The following is a 21,389-nucleotide window of genomic DNA, read 5'->3' on the forward strand; positions in this document are numbered from 1 at the left end:
ATCATCATAACTCAATTTCATAATAAAACACCCCAAAAGTTAGATTTTTTCTGTCTAACTTTTGGGGTGCAGTACAGTGTCTCAGTCTTTTATTTTTTGCGCTTTGCAAAGTCTACAAATCGAAATTCACGTGGGCCACCGTATATCTATATGGGTGAGGAAATCGGGATGATTGACCCAGACTATGATTCCATGACTGATTATGTGGATGTCGAATCGCTCAATGCTTATCAAATTCTCTTAAAAGAAGGAAAAAGTCAGGAAGAAGCCTTCCAGATTATTCAAGCTAAGTCGCGTGATAATTCACGAATTCCCATGCAGTGGGATTCTTCGGAAAATGCAGGCTTCACAGTAGGGCCACCTTGGCTCAAGGCAGGAAAATCCTACCCTCACATCAATGTAGAAAATGAAATCCAAGGTACGATTTTCACCTTCTACCCAGACTTGATTCGACTTCGTAAAGAAATGCCTATCATATCAGAAGGGAGTTACAAACCAGCCTTTGAAGATAGCAAACAAGTCTATGCTTTTGAACGTCAGTATGAGGCTGAACAGTTACTAGTCCTCAATAATTTTTATGCCTCAGAAGTGGAAATCGATTTACCAGTAGCCTACCAAAATGGACAGATTTTGCTTTCAAACTATGAAGATGCAGAAGTGTCTGAAAAGATTCTACTCAAATCGTATCAAACACTGGCTATCTATGTAAATTAAACTCAGTAAGGAGCTCTCTTTTGCAGAAAAGCAGGGTTCTTTTTGCTGTCTATTCCATCCCTGAAAGCGTAAAACAAACTAGTCAGGGTGGCTAGTTTGTGGTATAATGAAAGAGACTCAAAAAGAAACAGGAGAAATATGATGGATTTACTTTTAGCAATTGTATTGATTGTGCTAGCTTTTCTAGGAGGAGCTCTGGGAGGAATGTACTTGGTTCGTAAGCAAATTGAAAAAGAATTCGCTGACAACCCACGTTTGAATGCTGAAGCAGTTCGTACTCTTTTGAGTGCAAATGGTCAAAAACCAAGCGAGGCCAAGGTACAACAAGTGTACCACCAAATCATCCGCCAACAAAAAGCAGCCCTTGCTAACAATAAAAAGAAAAAATAAATAAGGAAAAGTCTGGGATGAAAGTTCCAGACTTCTCACTATGTTGGTTATGGTTTAGGGATGAAACTTTTTCCTTGCATTCTATTGATATTTGATTATGATTAAGAGAGATAGTTATTGATTAGGCTGTCATTCGGTTCATAAAGATAAATAATCATAATGAACTATCAATCAGAAAAAAGACTAGAAAGAAGACTGTATGGATAATCGACCAATTGGTTTTTTGGATTCGGGTGTCGGGGGCTTGACCGTTGTGCGCGAGCTCATGCGCCAGCTTCCCCATGAAGAAATCGTCTATATTGGAGATTCGGCGCGGGCGCCCTATGGTCCCCGTCCTGCTGAGCAAATTCGTGAATATACTTGGCAGTTGGTCAACTTTCTTTTGACCAAGGATGTCAAAATGATTGTCATTGCTTGTAATACTGCGACTGCCGTCGTCTGGGAAGAAATTAAGGCTCAACTAGATATTCCTGTTCTAGGTGTTATTTTGCCAGGAGCTTCGGCAGCTATCAAGTCCAGTCAAGGTGGGAAAATTGGGGTGATTGGAACTCCCATGACGGTACAATCAGACATCTACCGTCAGAAAATCCATGATTTGGATCCGGACTTACAGGTGGAGAGTTTGGCCTGTCCCAAGTTTGCTCCCTTGGTGGAGTCGGGTGCCCTGTCAACCAGTGTCACCAAGAAAGTAGTCTATGAAACCCTGCGTCCCTTGGTTGGAAAGGTAGATAGCCTGATTTTGGGCTGTACCCATTACCCGCTTCTTAGACCAATTATTCAAAATGTCATGGGACCGAATGTCAAACTCATCGATAGTGGGGCAGAGTGCGTACGGGATATCTCAGTCTTACTTAATTATTTTGAAATCAATCGTGGTCGCGATGCCGGACCACTCCATCACCGTTTTTACACAACAGCCAGCAGCCAAAGTTTTGCACAAATTGGTGAAGAATGGCTTGAAAAAGAGATTCATGTGGAGCATGTAGAATTATGACAAATAAAATTTATGAATACAAGGATGACCAGGACTGGTATGTCGGGTCCTATGCTATTTTTGGTGGCGTCCGGACGTTGACTGATGAAGACTTGGATTTCCCTCTGGTTGGATTGGCCAAAATCTTTCGAGACGAGGAACGAGGTTTCCCGATTTCAGTTGCTGTTTTACGCTATGGTTCTCGCTACCGTTTATTGTCTTTTGTGGTAGATATCCTCAACCAAGAAATGGGACGTAACTTGGAAGTCATTCAACGTCAAGGGGCCCTGCTCTTGGTTGAAAATGGGCAACTCTTGTATGTGGAATTGCCTAAAGAAGGGGTCAATGTTCACGACTTCTTTGAGACAAACAAGGTTAGAGAAACCTTGTTGATTGCGACTCGTAACGAGGGCAAGACCAAGGAATTTCGAGCTATCTTTGACAAGTTAGGATACGATGTGGAAAATCTTAATGACTATCCTGACTTACCTGAAGTAGCAGAAACAGGCATGACCTTCGAAGAAAACGCCCGCCTCAAGGCAGAAACTATTTCTCAATTAACGGGCAAGATGGTTTTGGCAGATGACTCAGGTCTCAAAGTCGATGTCCTTGGTGGCTTGCCAGGTGTCTGGTCAGCTCGTTTCGCAGGTGTGGGAGCTACTGACCGTGAAAACAATGCCAAACTCTTGCACGAATTGGCCATGGTCTTTGAACTCAAGGACCGCTCGGCTCAATTCCATACAACCCTAGTCGTGGCCAGTCCAAACAAGGAAAGTTTGGTGGTCGAAGCAGACTGGCCAGGCTACATTAACTTTGAACCTAAGGGTGAAAATGGATTTGGTTACGATCCTCTCTTTCTGGTAGGAGAGACAGGCAAGTCCTCAGCTGAATTAACCCTTGAAGAAAAAAATAGTCAATCTCACCGTGCCTTAGCCGTTAAGAAACTTTTGGAGGTATTTCCATCATGGCAAAGCAAACCATCATTGTAATGAGCGATTCTCATGGCGATAGCTTGATTGTGGAAGAAATCCGTGATCGCTATGTAGGCAAAGTTGATGCCGTTTTTCATAACGGCGATTCTGAACTGCGTCCTGATTCTCCCCTTTGGGAAGGCATCCGTGTTGTTAAAGGGAATATGGACTTCTATGCAGGTTACCCAGAACGTTTGGTGACTGAGCTTGGTTCGACCAAGATTATCCAAACACATGGTCACTTGTTTGACATTAATTTCAATTTTCAAAAGTTGGACTACTGGGCTCAGGAGGAAGAGGCCGATATCTGCCTCTATGGTCACTTGCATGTGCCAAGTGCTTGGATGGAAGGCAAGACTCTTTTTCTAAATCCAGGTTCCATCAGTCAACCACGTGGGACCATCAGAGAATGTCTCTATGCTCGTGTGGAGATTGATGACAGTTATTTCAAAGTGGACTTTTTGACACGAGACCATGAGGTGTATCCGGGCTTGTCCAAGGAGTTTAGCCGATGATTGCCAAGGAGTTTGAGACTTTCTTGTTGGGGCAAGAAGAAACTTTTTTGACTCCTGCTAAAAATCTAGCTGTGTTGATTGATACTCACAATGCGGATCATGCGACACTCTTGCTTAGTCAGATGACCTATACCCGTGTTCCTGTTGTGACAGATGAAAAACACTTTGTTGGAACTATTGGGCTCAGAGATATTATGGCTTATCAGATGGAGCATGATTTGAGTCAAGAAATCATGGCAGATACGGATATCGTTCATATGACGAGAACGGACGTAGCAGTTGTCTCGCCTGATTTTACTATTACGGAGGTCTTGCACAAGTTGGTAGATGAGTCCTTCTTGCCGGTTGTGGATGCGTCTGGTATTTTCCAAGGAATTATCACGCGCAAGTCCATCCTCAAGGCAGTCAATGCCCTCTTGCATGACTTTAGTAAGGAATATGAGATTCGATGCAAATGAGAGATAGGATTTCAGCCTTTTTAGAAGAAAAGCAAGGCTTGTCTGTCAATTCCAAGCAGTCCTATAAGTATGATTTAGAACAGTTTTTAGATTTGGTAGGCGAGCGGATTTCTGAGACCAGTCTCAAGATTTACCAAGCCCAGCTAACCAATCTAAAGATCAGCGCCCAGAAGCGAAAGATTTCGGCCTGTAACCAATTTCTCTACTTTCTCTATCAAAAAGGAGAAGTGGATAGCTTTTACCGCTTGGAATTAGCTAAACAAGCTGAAAAGAAGACCGAAAAGCCAGAATTGTTAGACCTAGACTCTTTTTGGCAGGAAAGCGACTATCCAGAGGGTCGCTTGCTAGCGCTCTTAATCCTAGAAATGGGCCTCTTGCCGAGTGAGATTTTAGCTCTCAAGGTTGCGGATATCAATCTGGACTTTCAGGTGTTGCGAATCAAGAAGGCTTCCCAACAGAGGATTGTCACCATTCCCACGACCTTGCTTTCAGAATTGGAACCCTTGATGGGGCAGACCTATCTCTTTGAAAGGGGAGGGAAAGCTTATTCCCGTCAGTGGGCTTTTCGCCAGCTAGAGTCCTTTGTCAAGGAGAAAGGTTTTCCAACCTTATCCGCTCAATCCTTGCGGGAACAGTTCATTCTAAGACAAATAGAAAACAAGGTCGATTTGTACGAAATTGCAAAAAAATTAGGATTAAAAACAGTCCTGACCTTAGAAAAATATAGATAATGGATATTAAATTAAAAGATTTTGAAGGGCCTCTGGACTTACTTTTGCACCTAGTTTCTAAGTACCAGATGGATATTTACGATGTACCCATTACAGAAGTCATCGAACAGTATCTAGCCTATGTCTCAACCCTGCAGGCCATGCGTCTGGAAGTGACGGGTGAGTACATGGTCATGGCCAGTCAGCTCATGTTGATCAAGAGCCGCAAGCTTCTTCCAAAGGTAGCGGAAGTGACAGACTTGGAGGATGACCTAGAGCAGGATCTTCTTTCCCAAATTGAAGAATACCGCAAGTTCAAGCTCTTGGGGGAGCACTTGGAAGCCAAGCACCAAGAACGGGCCCAGTACTATTCCAAAGCGCCGACAGAGTTGATTTACGAAGATGCGGAGCTTGTTCATGACAAGACGACCATTGACCTTTTTTTGGCTTTTTCAAATATCCTAGCCAAGAAAAAAGAGGAGTTCTCTCAGAATCACACGACCATCTTGCGGGATGAGTATAAGATTGAGGACATGATGGTTATCGTAAAAGAGTCCTTAACTGGACGAGATCAATTGCGCTTGCAGGATTTGTTTAAGGAAGCCCAGAATCTCCAAGAGGTCATCACCCTCTTTTTGGCAACCCTAGAGTTAATCAAAACCCAGGAGCTGATCCTCGTGCAAGAGGAGAGTTTCGGAGATATCTATCTCATGGAAAAGAAGGAAGAAAGTCAAGTGGCCCAAAGCTAGACTTGATAGAGAGGAAAGATGAGTACTTTAGCAAAAATAGAAGCGCTCTTATTTGTAGCGGGTGAAGATGGGATTAGAGTCCGCCAGTTAGCTGAGCTCCTCTCACTTCCACCGACAGGCATCCAGCAGAGTTTAGAAAAATTAACCCATAAATATGAAAAGGACCCAGATTCCAGTTTGGCTCTGATTGAGACAGGTGGTGCTTATAGATTGGTGACCAAGCCTCAATTTGCAGAGATTTTGAAGGAATACTCTAAGGCGCCTATCAATCAGAGTTTGTCTCGGGCTGCCCTTGAGACCTTGTCCATCATTGCCTACAAACAGCCCATCACACGGATAGAGATTGATACCATCCGTGGGGTCAACTCGAGTGGGGCCTTGGCAAAGTTGCAGGCCTTTGACTTGATACGAGAAGACGGGAAAAAAGAAGTGTTGGGTCGCCCCAACCTCTATGTGACTACAGATTATTTCCTAGATTACATGGGGATAAATCATTTGGAAGAATTACCAGTGATTGATGAGCTTGAGATTCAAGCCCAAGAAAGCCAATTATTTGGTGAAAGGATAGAAGAAGATGAGAATCAATAAGTATATTGCCCACGCAGGTGTGGCCAGTAGGAGAAAAGCAGAAGAGCTAATCAAGCAAGGTTTGGTGACGGTTAACGGCCAAGTGGTACGTGAACTAGCAACGACCATCAAGTCAGGCGACAAGGTCGAAGTTGAAGGTCAACCTATCTACAACGAAGAAAAGGTCTACTATCTGCTTAACAAACCACGCGGTGTCATTTCTAGTGTGACAGATGACAAGGGCCGCAAGACGGTTGTCGACCTCTTGCCAAATGTGAAAGAGCGCATCTACCCTGTAGGTCGTTTGGACTGGGATACATCAGGAGTCTTGATTTTGACCAATGATGGGGATTTTACGGATGAGATGATTCACCCTCGTAATGAGATTGACAAGGTTTATGTCGCGCGTGTTAAAGGTGTGGCCAATAAGGATAATCTCCGCCCTTTGACCCGTGGACTTGAGATTGATGGTAAGAAAACCAAGCCGGCTGTCTATGAGATTCTCAAAGTGGATCCAGTCAAAAACCGCTCTGTGGTGCAGTTGACTATCCATGAAGGGCGTAACCATCAGGTTAAAAAGATGTTTGAAGCTGTCGGTCTCCAAGTGGACAAGTTGTCACGGACCCGTTTTGGACATCTAGACTTGACAGGACTCCGTCCAGGAGAATCCCGTCGTCTTAATAAAAAAGAAATCAGCCAACTACACACCATGGCTGTAACCAAGAAATAATGAAAAGAATTTTAATAGCGCCTGTGCGCTTTTACCAACGTTTTATCTCCCCAGCATTTCCACCCTCTTGTCGCTTTGAGCCTACCTGTTCAAACTATATGATTCAGGCTATTGAAAAACATGGCTTCAAGGGTGTCTTGATGGGCTTGGCTCGGATTTTACGTTGCCATCCCTGGTCGAAAACAGGCAAGGACCCCGTCCCAGACCATTTTTCCCTTAAACGGAATCAAGAAGAAAAATGAGGCTAGGTAAAAATATTTTAGTGAAATGATAAAAACGCATCCTATCAGGTTTGAGTGAGCTTGATAGGATGCGTTTTATCATGTAAAGATGTGATTGAGTTTAAAGTAGCTTATTTCAAGGCTTTTTGTGCGTCTTCAATCATAAGTTTGGTTGATTCAAGTCCGCCTCCGCTTAGATACCAGAGGTCTGGTGTTAGTTGGATAATCTTGCCATTTTTAGCAGCAGGAGTTTCAGCGATAAGGGCATTTTCTAGGACACCGTCGTTGCTAGAGTTGTCCCCACCGATGGCAAGGGTACGGTTGATGACAAAGAGGATGTCAGGATTGATTTCTTTGACACTTTCAAAGCTGACTTCTTGTCCGTGGCGAGAATCTTCAAATTGAGTATCAGTTGGCTTGAATTTCAAGGTTTGGTACAAGAAAGAGAAACGAGATTGGGCACCAAAGGCAGCCATTTTTCCTTCGTTGAGGAGGATAGCAAGGGCTTTTTTGTCAGAACTTTCATTTTTAGTAGCGACTTCTTGGATGTTCTTGTCTAGCTTGGCCAATTCTTCCTTGGCTTTCTGTGTACCTGTTTCACCAAAGGCACCTGCTAAGGATTCGATATTAGCCTTGGTAGAAGTCCAGTAGTCGTCTTTGCTTGCTTGGAAGAGAACGGTTGGGGCGATTTCTTTGAATTTATCTACAAATTTTTGGGTACGTGGTGAAGCGATAATCAAATCTGGTTCAAGGGCAGCAATGGCTTCTAAGTCTGGCTCAACCATAGAACCAACATTGTTAACTTTTCCAGCTAGGTCTTTGAGGTAAGTCGGAACAGTTTTTGTAGGCATTCCCACGATATTCTTTTCAAAACCTAAAGCGCGAATAGTATCCGCAGCGCCGAGGTCAAAGGTCACAATCTTTTCAGGGACCTTTGAAAGTTTGACTTCGTCCAGTGAGCTTTTAATAGTCACTTCTGTTGGAGCAGAGCTGCTTGTTTCCGACTTACTAGTGCTTGAGTTTGTGTTTGTACTACATGCACCAAGTAGGAGCAAGAAACTAGCCACTAGGGCAGTGAGGTAAAGTTTAAGGGATGTTTTCATAATTTCTCCTTTTTAAAATGTGATAACGATTTAGGGAATCTCTTGGTCTTATTGACTAAGAGACAAAGTTTCTTCTAACTCGAGTTTCTGAGTTACTAGCTATAGATACAGATCTTTTTGCCATTGATATCAGCCAGTGTGATGGGAATCTCATAAAGTTGACTGAGTAGGTCAGCCTGCATGATTTGATTGGTTGTTCCCTTGCTAAAGACTTGACCGTCCTTGAAGGCAACAATTTCATCCGCATACTGACTGGCTATGTTGATATCGTGAAGGACGATGATAATGGTCTTGCCGAGTTCCTCCACCAGTCGCCGAAGAATCTGCATCATGCTGACGCTTTGCTTGATGTCGAGATTGTTGAGCGGTTCATCTAGCAAGATAAAGTCTGTATCCTGGGCCAGTACCATAGCGATAAAAACACGTTGCATCTGTCCACCAGATAGGCTATCGATGTAGCGGTCTTTTAGGTTGGTCAGTTCTAAATAGTCCAGAGTTTCTCGGATTTTTTCCCAATCTTCTGGTCTCAGTCGACCTCGGCTGTAGGGAAAACGTCCAAAACTGACCAGTTCTTCAACAGTCAATTTGGCTTGGTAATTGATTTTCTGCTTTAGGATAGTCAGTTCTTGAGCCAGTTCTTGTGAATTCCAACTCTCGATTTCACGATCTTTGATACTGAGAATTCCCTGATCCTTCTTGGTTAGTCTACTCATAATGGAGAGGAGAGTTGATTTTCCAGCACCATTGGGACCAATAAAGGCTGTCAGTTTTTGAGGACTGACTTCAAGCGAAATGTCTTGTAAAATATCCTGTTTTTGAATGGATTTGTCAATGTTTTCCAGTTTCACTGACGCGCCCTCCTGTAAAGTAAGATAAAGAATAAGAGCCCCCCTACACTCTCGATGATCATACTGATGCGAATTTCCAGCGCAAAGACTCGTTCAATAAGGGCCTGCCCCAAGGTCAAACTGATAAATCCGACCAGAATAGCCACGATAAAGAGCAACTTGTGCCGATAGTCTTTGACAATCAGGTAGGTGAGGTTGGCCAGCATAAAGCCGAAGAAGGCCATAGGTCCCACCAGGGCAGTTGCTGTTGAGGTCAAAAGTACGATGCCCCAGAGGAGCTCTTTCTGTTCTTTTTCAACATCGAGTCCCAATATTTGAGCTGTTTCTCTTTGTAGGTGCAAGACATCCAGAATGACTGCTTTTCGAAAGAAAAAGATGGTCAAAGCAAGGATAATCAGAGAGCCGATGGCTAGGATGGAAGTATTGAGATGCTGAAAGGAAGCAAAGAGACTGTTTTGCAGTTTATCGTATTCGTTTGGATCCATCAGGACCTGAAGGAAGGTACTGATATTTCGAAAGAGACTTCCGAGGGCTAGACAGATTAGCAGGATGAAGACCAGGTCTTGTTTCATCAGTGTCTTCAAGTAGCCTTGTAAGGCAAGAAAGAAGAGGGATTGAAGCAGAAGCAAAACTAGGAATTCTAAGATAGGAGACTTCTCGAGTTGAAGAAACTTACTTTCAAAAACCAGTAGCAGAGTTTGTAGTAGGACGTAGAAGGGTTCGATTCCTAAAATACTAGGCGTCAGGAAACGATTTTCTGTCAGGGTTTGAAAACTAATGGTCGAAATCCCAGTCGCGATAGCTACCAAGAGATAAACGACAATCTTTTGGGAACGTAGCTTCCAGGCAAAGGCAGACAGGTGGGTGATGGGCCAAAAATAGAGGAGACAAGCTCCGATGGCGAGAATAATGAGAAGGCAGAAGAGTTTGGTATGTTTGCTTTTAAACTGCATCTTTTCGTCCCCCTCTCCATAGAAGTAGGATAAAGACGAGGCTACCAATGATTCCTAGTAGAAGACTGACAGACAACTCATAGGGTCGAATCAGAACTCGGGATAGGATATCGCAAGCCAGAACTAGATTGGCTCCAACCAGTGCGACGATAAGTTTGGTCTGACTTAGATTATCTCCATAACGCTTGCGAACAAGATTGGGAACAATAACTCCGAGAAAAGGTAAGCCACCCACGGTAATCATGGTGACACTAGTCGTTAGAGCAACCAGAAAGAGAGCCAGTTTTTCAAGTAGGGAGTAAGAAATCCCCAAACTCTCACTGGCTTCCTTGCCCAGATTCATGATGGTAAAAGTTTGGGATAATTTCCAAACGGCTATCAGGATGATGAGGCCTAAAAAGAGCCATTCATACTGATGATTCTGAATCATGGAGAAGGAGCCCTGGGTCCAAGCTGTCATACTCTGAACCAGATTGAAACGGTAGGCGATAACTTCTGTCACAGAACCGATAATCCCGCTATAGATGATCCCAATCAGAGGCAACATCCACCTTTCCTTTATAGAAAAAATAGTCATGAAGGCTAGGAAGAAGAGGGTGAATGTGATGGATGAAACAAAAGCGAAGAGCATCTTTTGAGTCAGACTAGCCGACGGAAAGACAAAGAGGCTCAGCACCATTCCCAGTTTGGCAGCTTCAGTCGTTCCAACTGTGCTTGGAGCAGCAAACTGATTTTGAGTGATAGTCTGCATGAGAAGTCCTGCCATACTCATACTAGAGGCCGTCAGGAGAATACTGATGGTTCTTGGAAGACGGGACTCTTGAAAGAGAAGCCAAGTTTCATGATCCAGAGCAAAGAGTTTTCCCCATGAAAAATCACTGGTCCCAATGCTAATAGAGAGAAAGACTAGGAGTAGAAGTAAGCCAATTAAATAATGAGAAAGTTTCATACCCCATCCTTTCATGTAGATTTGGTACTGAAAGATACCTGCGGATATTACTGTAACATGATTTATTTAATCTGTCAATAAATTTTCTGACAATTTAATGAATAAAACAAGGAGAGAGCGCCAAGGCTTTCTCCTTTGTTATCCTATTCCAAAATGTTTTTGCCTTCTTTAACACGCCAACGATAATCTGATAAAATAATATCTTCGAGGGAGTAGCTAGCCTTCCAATCAAGATATTTTTTAGCTTTTGATGCGTCTGCTAGGACGCTAGCTGGGTCACCAGCACGGCGAGCAACAATTTCGTGTGGTATTTTTTGATTCAGTAATTCTTCAGCAGTTTTAAAGATTTCTTTGACGGTATAGCCTTTTTCAGTTCCTAAGTTAAAGATTTGAGAAGAACTGTCTTCTTGAAATAGGTAGTTCATTCCTTTAACATGAGCCTGTGCAAGGTCCAAGACATGAATGTAATCCCGAATACATGAACCATCACGTGTATCGTAGTCATCTCCAAATATTTTCAGGCTATCATTTTGTCCCAATGCGGTCTTGTTGATGTTGGGAATGATATGAGTTGGATTTTTCACTCGCAGACCGTTTGAAGCATCCATTTCAGCTCCAGCAACATTAAAGTAACGGAAAATGACATATTTCCAGTCGTAGCGATTGGCCATCCAGTAAATCATTCGTTCACCCATCAGTTTTGTCTCTGCATAAGGATTGACAGGGTCGAGCAGGGTATCTTCAGTTGCTGGCTTGTCAATACAGTTATTACCATAGAGGGAAGCAGTCGAAGAGAACATGATTTTTTGAATGCCAACTTCAGATAAGACTTTGAGAACTTGGTTCATACCCGCAACATTGGCAGTGAAGTATTTGCTTGGATTTTCAATACTTTCGCTCACAACAATCTCACCTGCACAATGAAGAACAGCATCAATCTTATTTTCTTCTAAGTAAGCTTTTAGAGCACTAGAATCATAAACATCTAGTTGCTTAAAGCTAGCACGACTATCTACAGCTGAACGATTTCCTGTAGAGAGATTATCTAGGACATGCACCTGGTAGCCAGCATTTAATAGAGCTTTAACGGTATGGGAGCCAATGTAACCAGCCCCACCTGTAACAAGAATTGTTTTGGTCATGATTTTTTCCTTTTCCTAGTTTTGTACTATTTTAAAGAAATAAGAAGGCAAAGTCAACTATTTTCTGCAAATTTCATGAAAAACTGAACAAATATAGCATTGAATTGTTTTGTGTTTGGGAATTAATAGTTTGGTTGGTCTTGGAATAGTTCTTAGATTTCACATCACATGCAAGAAAATACAAGCTTTTTCTAAGGTACAGTAAGACTAAGATACTAATTTAGAAATCTACCTTCCCGCTATCCTTCTCCTATAAAAAGTGGTAAAATGGATGAAAGAAAGAAGGAACTGAAATGACAACATTATTTTCAAAAATCAAAGAAGTAACAGAACTTGCTGCGATCTCAGGTCATGAAGCACCTGTCCGTGCTTATCTTCGTGAAAAGTTGACACCGCACGTGGATGAAGTGGTGACAGATGGCTTGGGTGGTATTTTCGGAATTAAACATTCAGAAGCTGCAGATGCACCGCGCGTCTTGGTCGCTTCTCATATGGATGAAGTTGGTTTTATGGTCAGCGAGATTAAGCCAGATGGTACCTTCCGTGTCGTTGAAATCGGTGGCTGGAACCCCATGGTGGTTAGTAGCCAACGTTTCAAACTCTTGACTCGTGACGGTCGTGAAATTCCTGTGATTTCGGGTTCTGTTCCGCCACATTTGACACGTGGAAAGGGTGGACCAACTATGCCAGCTATTGCAGATATCGTCTTTGATGGCGGTTTTGCGGATAAGGCTGAGGCAGAAAGCTTTGGCATCCGTCCTGGCGATACCATCGTACCAGATAGTTCTGCAATCTTGACAGCCAATGAAAAAAATATCATCTCAAAAGCTTGGGATAACCGCTACGGTGTGCTCATGGTTAGTGAGTTAGCAGAAGCTCTGTCAGGTCAAAAACTTGGCAATGAACTCTATCTTGGCTCTAACGTCCAAGAAGAAGTTGGTCTTCGTGGTGCTCATACTTCCACAACTAAGTTTGACCCAGAAGTTTTCCTAGCAGTTGACTGCTCACCTGCTGGTGATGTTTATGGCGGTCAAGGCAAGATTGGGGATGGAACCTTGATTCGTTTCTACGATCCAGGTCACTTGCTTCTCCCAGGAATGAAGGATTTCCTTTTAACAACGGCTGAAGAAGCTGGTATCAAGTACCAATACTACTGTGGCAAAGGCGGAACAGACGCTGGCGCAGCTCATCTGAAAAATGGTGGTGTCCCATCTACAACAATCGGTGTTTGCGCTCGTTATATCCATTCTCACCAAACCCTCTATGCAATGGATGACTTCTTAGAAGCGCAAGCTTTCTTACAAGCCTTGGTGAAGAAATTGGATCGTTCAACAGTTGATTTGATTAAACATTATTAAACCATAAGGGAGGTGGTAGGGATGGTAGAACCAAACCTAGAAAGCCTTGTAAAAGATCTTTACAATCATGCTCGACATGATTTGAGTGAAGATTTAGTTGCTGCTCTCCTAGAGACTGCTAAAAAACTGCCTACTACAAATGAGCAATTGCTGGCAGTTCGTCTCTCAGGCCTGGTCAATCGTGAATTGCTCCTAAATCCCAAACATCCGGCACCTGAGTTGCTCAACTTGGCTCGCTTTATCAAAAGAGAAGAATCCAAGTACAGAGGAACTGCGGCTTCTGCGCTTATGTACGGGGAGCTCTTTAAAATGCTTTGATTCCATTGTGGATCAAAGCATTTTTTATATGGTAGAAGAGTAATTCTTGGTGAGGAGAAGAAAAAGCCATCCCATTTATACTCTTCGAAAATCAAATTCAAACCACGTCAACGTCGCCTTGCCGTACTCAAGTACAGCCTGTGGCTAGTTTCCTAGTTTGCTCTTTGATTTTCATTGAGTATTAGGATAGCTTCTTGGATATTAGATTTGTTCAGCAATGACCTTTTCAGCCAGATTCATAGCGTGGTCAGACACACGAGTGTAGTGGGAAACAATGTCGATAAAGTTGACCCCAGCTTGAGTTGAACACTCGCCCTTGTTGAGGCGTTTGATGTGAGTCTTTCTGAGAACACGTTCCATATTGTTGATTTCTTTATGGCGTTCAATCAGACTTTGAGCTTTTTCGATATCATTGTTTTCCACGCTATCAAGGGCATCCTTGATAAAGCCAGTGGTTTTTTGATAGATATCAGCTAATTCCTGCAAAGCAGCTTCAGAGAACTCAACATTTTTACGTTGAAGATAGTCAGTCAGATTGATTAGCGCTTCTGCGTGGTCCCCAATCCGTTCCAAATCACGGGATGAATCCAGGATATTGGTGAGCACTTCACTTTCTTTCTGGCTAAGGGCTTCACTTGAAAGAGTAATGAGGTAACGAGTCAATTTTTCGTCAATGGTATTGATGGCTTCTTCTGTCTTGTGTCCTTTTTCAGCAACCTTTTCATTGAGGTCAATGATGTAGTTGTATGAAAGGTCGAAGGCTTTAGAAGCGTAATTTCCTAAGTGAAGAAGTTCTTTTTTCGCATTTCCGAGAGCGATTGATGGAGCTTGTTTAATCAAGTGTTCATCAAGATAAAGTGGCTCGTACTTGACAACTTCATCTTCACCAGGGATGAGCTTGGTTACAAAGTAAGCCAAGGCTCCGATGAATGGAAATTGTACAATGGTGTTACTTACGTTAAAGGCACCGTGAGAGAAGGCGATGGTCATCTCAGGTGAGAGGTGAAGGAGTGCTTGGAAGTACTCAATCATAGCAGTGAAGGGGCCTAATAAGATTAAGCAAAGAATAGTTCCTAATACGTTAAAGGTGACGTGGGTCGCAGCAACGCGTTTTGCAGAGACATTGGCTCCTGCTGCCGCGATGATAACTGTTAAAGTTGTCCCGATATTATCCCCGAAGAGAACTGGTAGAGAACCTTTAAGGTCAAGAAATCCGCCTGCATAGAGCCCTTGCAAAATCCCGATTGTCGCAGAAGAGGCCTGGATGAGAACGGTAATTACCGCACCAGCAAAAACTCCCAACACAGGATTTTGTCCCAAGGTTACCATATATTCCTTGAATTGTGGTAAATCTTTAAGCGGGCTCATACCGGCACTGATGAGGTTGAGGGCGTAGAAGATTCCCCCTACACCAAACAGGATGCGCCCAATATTGTTTGCTGTTCTATTTTTGGTAAAGAAGAGGAACATGGTTCCAAGGAAAATCAGGGGTAAAGCATACTCACCAAGCTTGAAACCGATGATAAAGGAAGTAACTGTGGTTCCGATGTTGGCTCCCATGATAATTCCGATAGCCTGTCTAAGAGTTAGAAGACTAGCGCTGACCAGTCCAACCGTGATAACTGTAACCCCTGTACTTGACTGAATCAGGGCAGTCACGACAATTCCGACTAGAACACCTAAAAAGGGATTGCTAGTGTACTTGTCAATGTAAAAACGAAGGCGATCTCCAGCAGCTTGTTGCAAACCGTCTCCCATGGTCTTGATACTATATAAGAATAGTCCCAGACCACCTAAAAAGTGAAATAAAATTTCCTGCCAATTGATGGACATTTCTTTTTCCTCCGAAAAATAATAACGGAATTTCTCCTATTCTATTTTAAAGGATAAAAGTAAATCTAACAAGTGTTAAGCTAAGATTTTAGAAAGAAAATTCGTGAGAAAAAGTAAAAATAATATACTCTAGCATGTCACAAAGATTAAATATCGAAAAATCTTGTGAAATCTTTCCTTATATTTCCAAAGTGTGATATAATAGTTTCGAATAAAATAAATAAAGGGGTTTTTGTAACATGGCAAAACTTACTGTTAAAGACGTTGACTTGAAAGGTAAAAAAGTCCTCGTTCGTGTTGATTTCAATGTACCATTGAAAGATGGCGTAATCACTAACGACAACCGTATCACAGCAGCTCTTCCAACTATTAAGTACATCATCGAACAAGGTGGACGTGCAATTCTTTTCTCTCACCTTGGACGTGTGAAAGAAGAAGCTGATAAAGCTGGTAAATCACTTGCTCCTGTAGCAGCAGACTTGGCAGCAAAACTTGGTCAAGATGTTGTTTTCCCAGGTGTAACTCGTGGTGCTGAATTGGAAGCAGCTATCAACGCTCTTGAAGATGGACAAGTTCTTTTGGTTGAAAACACTCGTTACGAAGATGTTGACGGCAAAAAAGAATCTAAAAACGATCCTGAACTTGGTAAATACTGGGCATCACTTGGAGATGGTATCTTCGTAAACGATGCATTCGGTACAGCTCACCGTGCACACGCATCTAACGTTGGTATCTCAGCAAACGTTGAAAAAGCAGTTGCTGGTTTCCTTCTTGAAAACGAAATTGCCTACATCCAAGAAGCAGTTGAAGCTCCAGAACGTCCATTCGTGGCTATCCTTGGTGGTTCAAAAGTTTCAGACAAGATCGGTGTTATCGAAAACTTGCTTGAAAAAGCTGATAAAGTCCTTATCGGTGGTGGTATGACTTACACATTCTACAAAGCACAAGGTATCGAAATCGGTAACTCACTTGTAGAAGAAGACAAATTGGATGTTGCGAAAGCTCTTCTTGAAAAAGCAAACGGTAAATTGATCTTGCCAGTTGACTCAAAAGAAGCTAACGCATTTGCTGGCTACACTGAAGTGCGTGACACTGAAGGTGAAGCAGTTTCTGAAGGCTTCCTTGGTCTTGACATCGGTCCAAAATCTATCGCCAAATTTGACGAAGCTTTGACTGGTGCCAAAACAGTTGTATGGAACGGACCTATGGGTGTATTTGAAAACCCAGATTTCCAAGCTGGTACAATCGGTGTGATGGACGCTATCGTGAAACAACCAGGAGTTAAATCAATCATTGGTGGTGGTGACTCAGCTGCTGCAGCGATCAACCTTGGACGTGCAGACAAATTCTCATGGATCTCTACTGGTGGTGGAGCATCAATGGAACTTCTTGAAGGTAAAGTTCTTCCAGGACTTGCAGCCTTGACAGAAAAATAAGATTTTATAAACAATCAAAGAAGAGAGGAATGAAAGTTCCTCTTTTCTTTTGCTTAAAATAAAAACGCTTCCTCTCAACTATTACTCATAAAAATCACCGATTTATGATAAAATGGAAATAGAAAGTTGAGATTATGAGTTATTTTAAAAAATATAAATTCGATAAATCCCAGTTTAAACTTGGTATGCGAACCTTTAAAACAGGTATTGCTGTTTTTCTAGTTCTCTTGATTTTTGGCTTTTTTGGCTGGAAAGGTCTTCAAATTGGTGCTTTGACAGCTGTGTTTAGCCTGAGGGAGAGTTTTGATAAGAGTGTTCATTTTGGGACTTCGCGTATTTTAGGAAATAGTATCGGTGGCCTCTATGCCCTTCTCTTCTTCCTATTAAATACCTTTTTCCACGAAGCTTTTTGGGTGACCTTGGTTGTTGTTCCAATCTGCACCATGTTAACCATTATGACAAATGTAGCCATGAATAACAAAGCAGGTGTTATTGGTGGTGTAGCAGCTATGTTAATCATTACCCTATCGATTCCGAGCGGTGAAACGATTTTGTACGTATTTGCGCGTGTATCGGAAACTTTCATGGGAGTTTTTGTCGCAATTCTCGTAAATTACGATATTGATCGTATTCGGCTCATTTTAGAGAAAAAAGAAAAATAATGTTACATTTTATAACATTATCAATTGACGTTTGTCTTTTTTTAGACTATAATAGACAGAAAGAAGGAAATTGTAAATGAAGGAAAAAGAATTTCGCCGAAATATGGCTGTTTTTCCTATCGGCAGTGTTATGAAGTTGACCGACCTATCGGCGCGTCAGATTCGTTATTATGAAGATCAAGAGTTGATTAAGCCTGATCGAAACGAAGGGAACCGTCGCATGTATTCCTTGAATGACATGGATCGTCTGCTTGAAATCAAAGATTATATCTCTGAAGGTTATAATATCGCTGCCATCAAGAAAAAATATGCTGAACGTGAAGCGAAATCCAAGAAAGCGGTTAGTCAGACTGAGGTGCGTCGTGCACTTCACAATGAACTCCTCCAACAGGGTCGCTTTGCTTCAGTACGGTCACCTTTTGGTCGCGGTTAGGCAACCGCAAGTAGTCATAATTAAGGAGAAAACTCATGCCAATCACAGCTGCAGATATTCGTCGTGAAGTCAAGGAAAAAAATGTTACCTTTATTCGTCTTATGTTCTCAGATATTTTGGGAACCATGAAAAACGTCGAAATTCCTGCTACAGATGAACAGTTAGATAAAGTCTTGTCAAATAAGGCTATGTTTGATGGATCTTCTATTGAAGGTTTTGTACGTATCAATGAGTCAGATATGTACTTGTACCCTGACTTGGATACATGGACAGTCTTCCCTTGGGGAGATGAAAATGGAAGTGTTGCAGGTTTGATCTGTGATGTCTATACAACAGAAGGTGAGCCATTTGCAGGTGATCCTCGTGGCAATTTGAAACGTGCTCTTCGTCACATGGAAGAAGTGGGATTCAAGTCCTTCAACCTTGGACCAGAACCAGAATTCTTCCTATTTAAACTTGATGAAAATGGAGACCCAACACTTGAAGTAAATGACAAGGGTGGCTACTTTGATTTGGCGCCTACTGACCTTGCGGACAATACACGTCGTGAGATTGTCAATGTCTTGACCAAAATGGGATTTGAAGTAGAAGCAAGTCACCATGAGGTTGCGGTTGGACAACATGAGATTGACTTCAAGTACGATGAAGTTCTCCGTGCTTGTGATAAGATTCAAATCTTTAAACTTGTTGTTAAAACCATTGCTCGCAAACATGGGCTTTACGCAACCTTTATGGCAAAACCAAAATTTGGTATTGCTGGATCAGGTATGCACTGTAATATGTCCTTGTTTGATGCAGAAGGAAACAATGCCTTCTTTGATCCAAATGATCCAAAAGGAATGCAGTTGTCAGAAACTGCCTACCATTTCCTTGGCGGTTTGATTAAGCATGCCTACAACTATACTGCCATTATGAACCCAACAGTTAACTCATACAAACGTTTGGTTCCAGGTTATGAAGCGCCGGTTTACATTGCTTGGGCTGGTCGTAACCGTTCGCCACTTGTGCGCGTGCCTGCTTCACGTGGTATGGGGACTCGTCTTGAGTTGCGTTCAGTGGATCCAATGGCTAATCCGTACATCGCTATGGCAGTTCTTTTGGAAGTTGGTTTGCATGGTATTGAAAATAAAATCGAAGCACCAGCTCCTATCGAAGAAAATATCTACATCATGACAGCAGAAGAGCGCAAGGAAGCTGGTATTACAGACCTTCCATCAACTCTTCACAACGCTTTGAAAGCTCTGACTGAAGATGAAGTTGTCAGAGCAGCTCTTGGAGAACATATCTATACTAGTTTCCTTGAAGCCAAACGAATCGAATGGGCAAGTTATGCAACCTTCGTTTCACAATGGGAAATTGATAATTATTTAGACCTTTACTAATACTAGTATAGAAGAAAGATTGCCTGTGGGCGATCTTTTTTCTAGGTCTTCAGGCTGATTTTTAGCACTCTTGATAAAAGAGTGCTAATTTTTTGAGTTTTTATCTTGACATTCTCTTTTAAGGGTGTATAATAGAATCATAAGTTAGCACTTGAGTGCATCGAGTGCTAATCGATCAGACAGAGAGGAGTGATGAGGTGGTTACAGAGCGTCAGCAGGATATTCTAAATCTGATTATTGACATCTTTACCAAAACGCACGAACCTGTCGGATCCAAAGCCTTGCAAGAGTCTATTAACTCTAGCAGTGCAACCATTCGTAATGACATGGCGGCTTTAGAAAAGCAAGGATTGCTTGAGAAGGCTCATACTTCAAGTGGTCGGATGCCAAGTGTTGCTGGTTTTCAGTACTATGTAAAACACTCACTGGATTTTGACCGACTAGCTGAAAATGAGGTTTATGAGATTGTCAAAGCCTTTGATCAGGAATTCTTCAAATTGGAGGATATTCTGCAAGAGGCTGCGAATCTACTGACAGACTTGAGTGGCTGTACGGTAGTAGCACTGGATGTTGAGCCGAGCAGGCAACGTTTGACAGCCTTTGATATCGTTGTTTTGGGGCAACATACAGCCTTGGCAGTATTTACTCTAGACGAGTCTCGAACGGTTACTAGTCAGTTTCTGATCCCAAGGAACTTTTTGCAGGAGGATTTGCTGAAACTGAAGAGCATCATTCAGGAACGTTTCCTCGGTCACACCGTTCTAGATATTCACTACAAGATTCGGACGGAGATTCCGCAGATTATCCAGCGTTACTTTACAACAACGGACAATGTCATCGATCTCTTTGAACATATCTTTAAGGAAATGTTCAACGAAAACATTGTGGTGGCGGGCAAAGTCAATCTCTTGAATTTTGCCAATCTGGCAGCTTATCAGTTCTTTGACCAACCGCAAAAGGTGGCTCTGGAGATTCGTGAGGGTCTGCGTGAAGATCAGATGCAAAACGTTCGTGTTGCAGACAGTCAAGAGTCCTGTCTAGCCGACCTAGCGGTGATTAGTAGCAAGTTCCTCATTCCTTATCGGGGAGTTGGAATTCTAGCCATTATCGGTCCAGTTAATCTGGATTATCAGCAATTAATCAACCAAGTCAATGTAGTCAATCGTGTTTTGACCATGAAGTTGACAGATTTTTACCGCTACCTCAGCAGTAATCATTACGAAGTACATTAAGATTGAAATCATTAAAGGAGGCGAAAATGGCCCAAGATATAAAAAATGAAGAAGTAGAAGAAGTTCAAGAAGAGGAAGTTGTGGAAACGGTAGAAGAAACAACTCCTGAGAAGTCTGAATTGGACTTGGCAAATGAACGTGCAGATGAGTTCGAAAATAAATATCTTCGCGCTCATGCAGAAATGCAAAATATCCAACGCCGTGCCAATGAAGAGCGTCAAAATTTGCAACGTTATCGTAGCCAGGACTTGGCAAAAGCGATTCTCCCTTCTTTGGACAACCTTGAGCGTGCACTCGCAGTTGAAGGTTTGACAGATGATGTGAAGAAGGGCTTGGAAATGGTGCAAGAAAGCTTGATTCACGCTTTGAAAGAAGAAGGAATCGAAGAAATCGCAGCTGACGGTGAATTTGACCATAACTATCATATGGCCATCCAAACTCTTCCAGCAGACGATGAACACCCAGCAGATACCATCGCCCAAGTCTTCCAAAAAGGGTACAAACTCCATGACCGCATCCTACGCCCAGCAATGGTAGTGGTCTATAACTAGTTTAGAAAACTTGACAAAATTTGTCCGAAACGACAATAAAATATGAAGAAAGATAAGAGGCAAGCCGGAGGCTTGCAAGGAAGATATTCCCACCGTGGTGAAAGTTTCAGTAGCTTCTGCTACTGAAACAGGGGATTTTTGAGACAATAGGCTCAAAAATAAGTGATGAAATCCCGGAGGGAGTTGCTCAC

The 21,389-nt window shown here is 42.4% G+C and carries 25 protein-coding genes; 19 read left to right on the plus strand and 6 right to left on the minus strand.

From position 1 onward, the window contains the following. The 11 genes from QP439_RS06940 to yidD form a co-directional block, all read left to right on the plus strand. Window positions 1-714: alpha-amylase family glycosyl hydrolase (locus QP439_RS06940; protein WP_285388971.1), on the plus strand; the 714-nt coding region annotated here is incomplete at its 5' end. A 141-nt stretch (window positions 715-855) separates the two neighbouring features. Beyond that, complete coding sequence (locus QP439_RS06945) at window positions 856-1,104, plus strand: YneF family protein (RefSeq protein ID WP_000364990.1); 249 nt, start codon at window positions 856-858, stop codon at window positions 1,102-1,104. A gap of 199 nt (window positions 1,105-1,303) precedes the next feature. Continuing rightward, window positions 1,304-2,098, plus strand: a complete 795-nt coding sequence (gene racE, locus QP439_RS06950; RefSeq protein WP_261067664.1) for a glutamate racemase — start codon at window positions 1,304-1,306, stop codon at window positions 2,096-2,098. Beyond that, window positions 2,095-3,066, plus strand: coding sequence for a nucleoside-triphosphate diphosphatase (locus QP439_RS06955; RefSeq protein ID WP_000182403.1), 972 nt, complete (start codon window positions 2,095-2,097; stop codon window positions 3,064-3,066). Before racE ends, QP439_RS06955 begins: the two co-directional genes overlap by 4 nt. After that, window positions 3,042-3,563: a metallophosphoesterase gene (locus QP439_RS06960; RefSeq protein ID WP_001118952.1), complete on the plus strand. Its 522-nt coding sequence runs from the start codon at window positions 3,042-3,044 to the stop codon at window positions 3,561-3,563. Before QP439_RS06955 ends, QP439_RS06960 begins: the two co-directional genes overlap by 25 nt. Then, on the plus strand, window positions 3,560-4,021 hold the full coding sequence (cbpB, locus tag QP439_RS06965; RefSeq protein WP_000560720.1) for a cyclic-di-AMP-binding protein CbpB: 462 nt from the start codon (window positions 3,560-3,562) through the stop codon (window positions 4,019-4,021). The genes QP439_RS06960 and cbpB overlap by 4 nt, the downstream gene beginning before the upstream one ends. Further along, window positions 4,018-4,752 carry a site-specific tyrosine recombinase XerD gene (xerD, locus tag QP439_RS06970; RefSeq protein WP_285388983.1) on the plus strand — a complete coding sequence of 245 codons (735 nt, stop codon included), beginning with the start codon at window positions 4,018-4,020 and terminating at the stop codon, window positions 4,750-4,752. Before cbpB ends, xerD begins: the two co-directional genes overlap by 4 nt. After that, window positions 4,752-5,480: a segregation/condensation protein A gene (locus QP439_RS06975; RefSeq protein ID WP_261031659.1), complete on the plus strand. Its 729-nt coding sequence runs from the start codon at window positions 4,752-4,754 to the stop codon at window positions 5,478-5,480. Before xerD ends, QP439_RS06975 begins: the two co-directional genes overlap by 1 nt. An 18-nt stretch (window positions 5,481-5,498) precedes the next feature. Next, window positions 5,499-6,068, plus strand: a complete 570-nt coding sequence (gene scpB, locus QP439_RS06980; protein ID WP_285388986.1) for an SMC-Scp complex subunit ScpB — start codon at window positions 5,499-5,501, stop codon at window positions 6,066-6,068. Further along, on the plus strand, window positions 6,055-6,777 hold the full coding sequence (locus tag QP439_RS06985; RefSeq protein ID WP_001222228.1) for a pseudouridine synthase: 723 nt from the start codon (window positions 6,055-6,057) through the stop codon (window positions 6,775-6,777). Before scpB ends, QP439_RS06985 begins: the two co-directional genes overlap by 14 nt. Then, the gene (yidD, locus tag QP439_RS06990; protein ID WP_000821624.1) at window positions 6,777-7,019 is read left to right on the plus strand and encodes a membrane protein insertion efficiency factor YidD; all 243 of its coding nucleotides are present in this window, start codon (window positions 6,777-6,779) and stop codon (window positions 7,017-7,019) included. Before QP439_RS06985 ends, yidD begins: the two co-directional genes overlap by 1 nt. Window positions 7,020-7,129: 110 nt before the next feature. On the opposite strand, the gene QP439_RS06995 is transcribed toward yidD, so the two are convergent. The 5 genes from QP439_RS06995 to galE all read right to left on the minus strand — a co-directional run bounded on the left by QP439_RS06995 (window position 7,130) and on the right by galE (window position 11,993). Next, complete coding sequence (locus QP439_RS06995; protein WP_261057123.1) at window positions 7,130-8,101, minus strand: siderophore ABC transporter substrate-binding protein; 972 nt, start codon at window positions 8,099-8,101, stop codon at window positions 7,130-7,132. 95 nt (window positions 8,102-8,196) lie between these two features. Further along, the gene (locus QP439_RS07000) at window positions 8,197-8,949 is read right to left on the minus strand and encodes an iron ABC transporter ATP-binding protein (RefSeq protein WP_254754294.1); all 753 of its coding nucleotides are present in this window, start codon (window positions 8,947-8,949) and stop codon (window positions 8,197-8,199) included. Then, on the minus strand, window positions 8,946-9,902 hold the full coding sequence (locus tag QP439_RS07005) for an iron chelate uptake ABC transporter family permease subunit (protein WP_285389000.1): 957 nt from the start codon (window positions 9,900-9,902) through the stop codon (window positions 8,946-8,948). Before QP439_RS07005 ends, QP439_RS07000 begins: the two co-directional genes overlap by 4 nt. Then, on the minus strand, window positions 9,892-10,851 hold the full coding sequence (locus QP439_RS07010; RefSeq protein ID WP_020903104.1) for an ABC transporter permease: 960 nt from the start codon (window positions 10,849-10,851) through the stop codon (window positions 9,892-9,894). The genes QP439_RS07005 and QP439_RS07010 overlap by 11 nt, the downstream gene beginning before the upstream one ends. 143 nt (window positions 10,852-10,994) lie before the next feature. After that, window positions 10,995-11,993 carry a UDP-glucose 4-epimerase GalE gene (gene galE, locus QP439_RS07015; protein WP_033687339.1) on the minus strand — a complete coding sequence of 333 codons (999 nt, stop codon included), beginning with the start codon at window positions 11,991-11,993 and terminating at the stop codon, window positions 10,995-10,997. A 293-nt stretch (window positions 11,994-12,286) separates the two neighbouring features. On the opposite strand from galE, the gene pepA reads away from it, so the two are divergent. Continuing rightward, the gene (pepA, locus tag QP439_RS07020; protein WP_050391053.1) at window positions 12,287-13,351 is read left to right on the plus strand and encodes a glutamyl aminopeptidase; all 1,065 of its coding nucleotides are present in this window, start codon (window positions 12,287-12,289) and stop codon (window positions 13,349-13,351) included. A gap of 21 nt (window positions 13,352-13,372) precedes the next feature. Beyond that, window positions 13,373-13,669, plus strand: coding sequence for a bacteriocin immunity family protein (locus QP439_RS07025; RefSeq protein ID WP_084890535.1), 297 nt, complete (start codon window positions 13,373-13,375; stop codon window positions 13,667-13,669). Between the two features lie 201 nt (window positions 13,670-13,870). Here QP439_RS07025 and QP439_RS07030 read toward each other — a convergent pair whose 3' ends face one another. Next, entirely contained in the window at window positions 13,871-15,502 is a 1,632-nt protein-coding gene (locus QP439_RS07030; protein ID WP_261067655.1) for a Na/Pi cotransporter family protein, read from the minus strand. A 239-nt stretch (window positions 15,503-15,741) separates the two neighbouring features. Here QP439_RS07030 and QP439_RS07035 point away from each other — a divergent pair, with 239 nt between their 5' ends. From QP439_RS07035 to grpE, 6 genes are all read left to right on the plus strand, one after another. Further along, entirely contained in the window at window positions 15,742-16,938 is a 1,197-nt protein-coding gene (locus QP439_RS07035) for a phosphoglycerate kinase (protein ID WP_049515977.1), read from the plus strand. A gap of 134 nt (window positions 16,939-17,072) precedes the next feature. Beyond that, a complete protein-coding gene (locus QP439_RS07040) occupies window positions 17,073-17,600 on the plus strand; it encodes an FUSC family protein (RefSeq protein WP_049515975.1) in 528 nt (175 codons plus the stop codon). Window positions 17,601-17,676: 76 nt separating this feature from the next. Beyond that, window positions 17,677-18,033: a transcriptional repressor GlnR gene (gene glnR, locus QP439_RS07045; protein WP_000659548.1), complete on the plus strand. Its 357-nt coding sequence runs from the start codon at window positions 17,677-17,679 to the stop codon at window positions 18,031-18,033. A 35-nt stretch (window positions 18,034-18,068) separates the two neighbouring features. Beyond that, the gene (glnA, locus tag QP439_RS07050; RefSeq protein WP_001122886.1) at window positions 18,069-19,415 is read left to right on the plus strand and encodes a type I glutamate--ammonia ligase; all 1,347 of its coding nucleotides are present in this window, start codon (window positions 18,069-18,071) and stop codon (window positions 19,413-19,415) included. A gap of 197 nt (window positions 19,416-19,612) precedes the next feature. Continuing rightward, entirely contained in the window at window positions 19,613-20,647 is a 1,035-nt protein-coding gene (gene hrcA / locus QP439_RS07055) for a heat-inducible transcriptional repressor HrcA (RefSeq protein ID WP_000255759.1), read from the plus strand. A 26-nt stretch (window positions 20,648-20,673) separates the two neighbouring features. After that, window positions 20,674-21,198: a nucleotide exchange factor GrpE gene (gene grpE / locus QP439_RS07060; protein ID WP_000046038.1), complete on the plus strand. Its 525-nt coding sequence runs from the start codon at window positions 20,674-20,676 to the stop codon at window positions 21,196-21,198. The last annotated feature ends 191 nt before the right edge of the window (window positions 21,199-21,389 follow it).

Source organism: Streptococcus sp. UMB1203, from assembly GCF_030217725.1.
Lineage (GTDB): Bacteria > Bacillota > Bacilli > Lactobacillales > Streptococcaceae > Streptococcus.

What these genes read in the sequence shown, in the direction of transcription:
- QP439_RS06975 (WP_261031659.1), top strand. Translation starts at nt 4,752, where the DNA reads ATGGATATTAAATTAAAAGATTTTGAAGGGCCTCTGGACTTACTTTTG.
- QP439_RS06960 (WP_001118952.1), top strand. Translation starts at nt 3,042, where the DNA reads ATGGCAAAGCAAACCATCATTGTAATGAGCGATTCTCATGGCGATAGC.
- glnR (WP_000659548.1), top strand. Translation starts at nt 17,677, where the DNA reads ATGAAGGAAAAAGAATTTCGCCGAAATATGGCTGTTTTTCCTATCGGC.
- pepA (WP_050391053.1), top strand. Translation starts at nt 12,287, where the DNA reads ATGACAACATTATTTTCAAAAATCAAAGAAGTAACAGAACTTGCTGCG.
- QP439_RS07010 (WP_020903104.1), bottom strand. Translation starts at nt 10,851, where the DNA reads ATGAAACTTTCTCATTATTTAATTGGCTTACTTCTACTCCTAGTCTTT.
- QP439_RS06995 (WP_261057123.1), bottom strand. Translation starts at nt 8,101, where the DNA reads ATGAAAACATCCCTTAAACTTTACCTCACTGCCCTAGTGGCTAGTTTC.
- galE (WP_033687339.1), bottom strand. Translation starts at nt 11,993, where the DNA reads ATGACCAAAACAATTCTTGTTACAGGTGGGGCTGGTTACATTGGCTCC.
- QP439_RS07030 (WP_261067655.1), bottom strand. Translation starts at nt 15,502, where the DNA reads ATGTCCATCAATTGGCAGGAAATTTTATTTCACTTTTTAGGTGGTCTG.
- cbpB (WP_000560720.1), top strand. Translation starts at nt 3,560, where the DNA reads ATGATTGCCAAGGAGTTTGAGACTTTCTTGTTGGGGCAAGAAGAAACT.
- grpE (WP_000046038.1), top strand. Translation starts at nt 20,674, where the DNA reads ATGGCCCAAGATATAAAAAATGAAGAAGTAGAAGAAGTTCAAGAAGAG.
- QP439_RS06945 (WP_000364990.1), top strand. Translation starts at nt 856, where the DNA reads ATGGATTTACTTTTAGCAATTGTATTGATTGTGCTAGCTTTTCTAGGA.
- QP439_RS06955 (WP_000182403.1), top strand. Translation starts at nt 2,095, where the DNA reads ATGACAAATAAAATTTATGAATACAAGGATGACCAGGACTGGTATGTC.
- QP439_RS07025 (WP_084890535.1), top strand. Translation starts at nt 13,373, where the DNA reads ATGGTAGAACCAAACCTAGAAAGCCTTGTAAAAGATCTTTACAATCAT.
- scpB (WP_285388986.1), top strand. Translation starts at nt 5,499, where the DNA reads ATGAGTACTTTAGCAAAAATAGAAGCGCTCTTATTTGTAGCGGGTGAA.
- glnA (WP_001122886.1), top strand. Translation starts at nt 18,069, where the DNA reads ATGCCAATCACAGCTGCAGATATTCGTCGTGAAGTCAAGGAAAAAAAT.
- QP439_RS07035 (WP_049515977.1), top strand. Translation starts at nt 15,742, where the DNA reads ATGGCAAAACTTACTGTTAAAGACGTTGACTTGAAAGGTAAAAAAGTC.
- xerD (WP_285388983.1), top strand. Translation starts at nt 4,018, where the DNA reads ATGAGAGATAGGATTTCAGCCTTTTTAGAAGAAAAGCAAGGCTTGTCT.
- QP439_RS07005 (WP_285389000.1), bottom strand. Translation starts at nt 9,902, where the DNA reads ATGCAGTTTAAAAGCAAACATACCAAACTCTTCTGCCTTCTCATTATT.
- yidD (WP_000821624.1), top strand. Translation starts at nt 6,777, where the DNA reads ATGAAAAGAATTTTAATAGCGCCTGTGCGCTTTTACCAACGTTTTATC.
- QP439_RS06985 (WP_001222228.1), top strand. Translation starts at nt 6,055, where the DNA reads ATGAGAATCAATAAGTATATTGCCCACGCAGGTGTGGCCAGTAGGAGA.
- racE (WP_261067664.1), top strand. Translation starts at nt 1,304, where the DNA reads ATGGATAATCGACCAATTGGTTTTTTGGATTCGGGTGTCGGGGGCTTG.
- QP439_RS07040 (WP_049515975.1), top strand. Translation starts at nt 17,073, where the DNA reads ATGAGTTATTTTAAAAAATATAAATTCGATAAATCCCAGTTTAAACTT.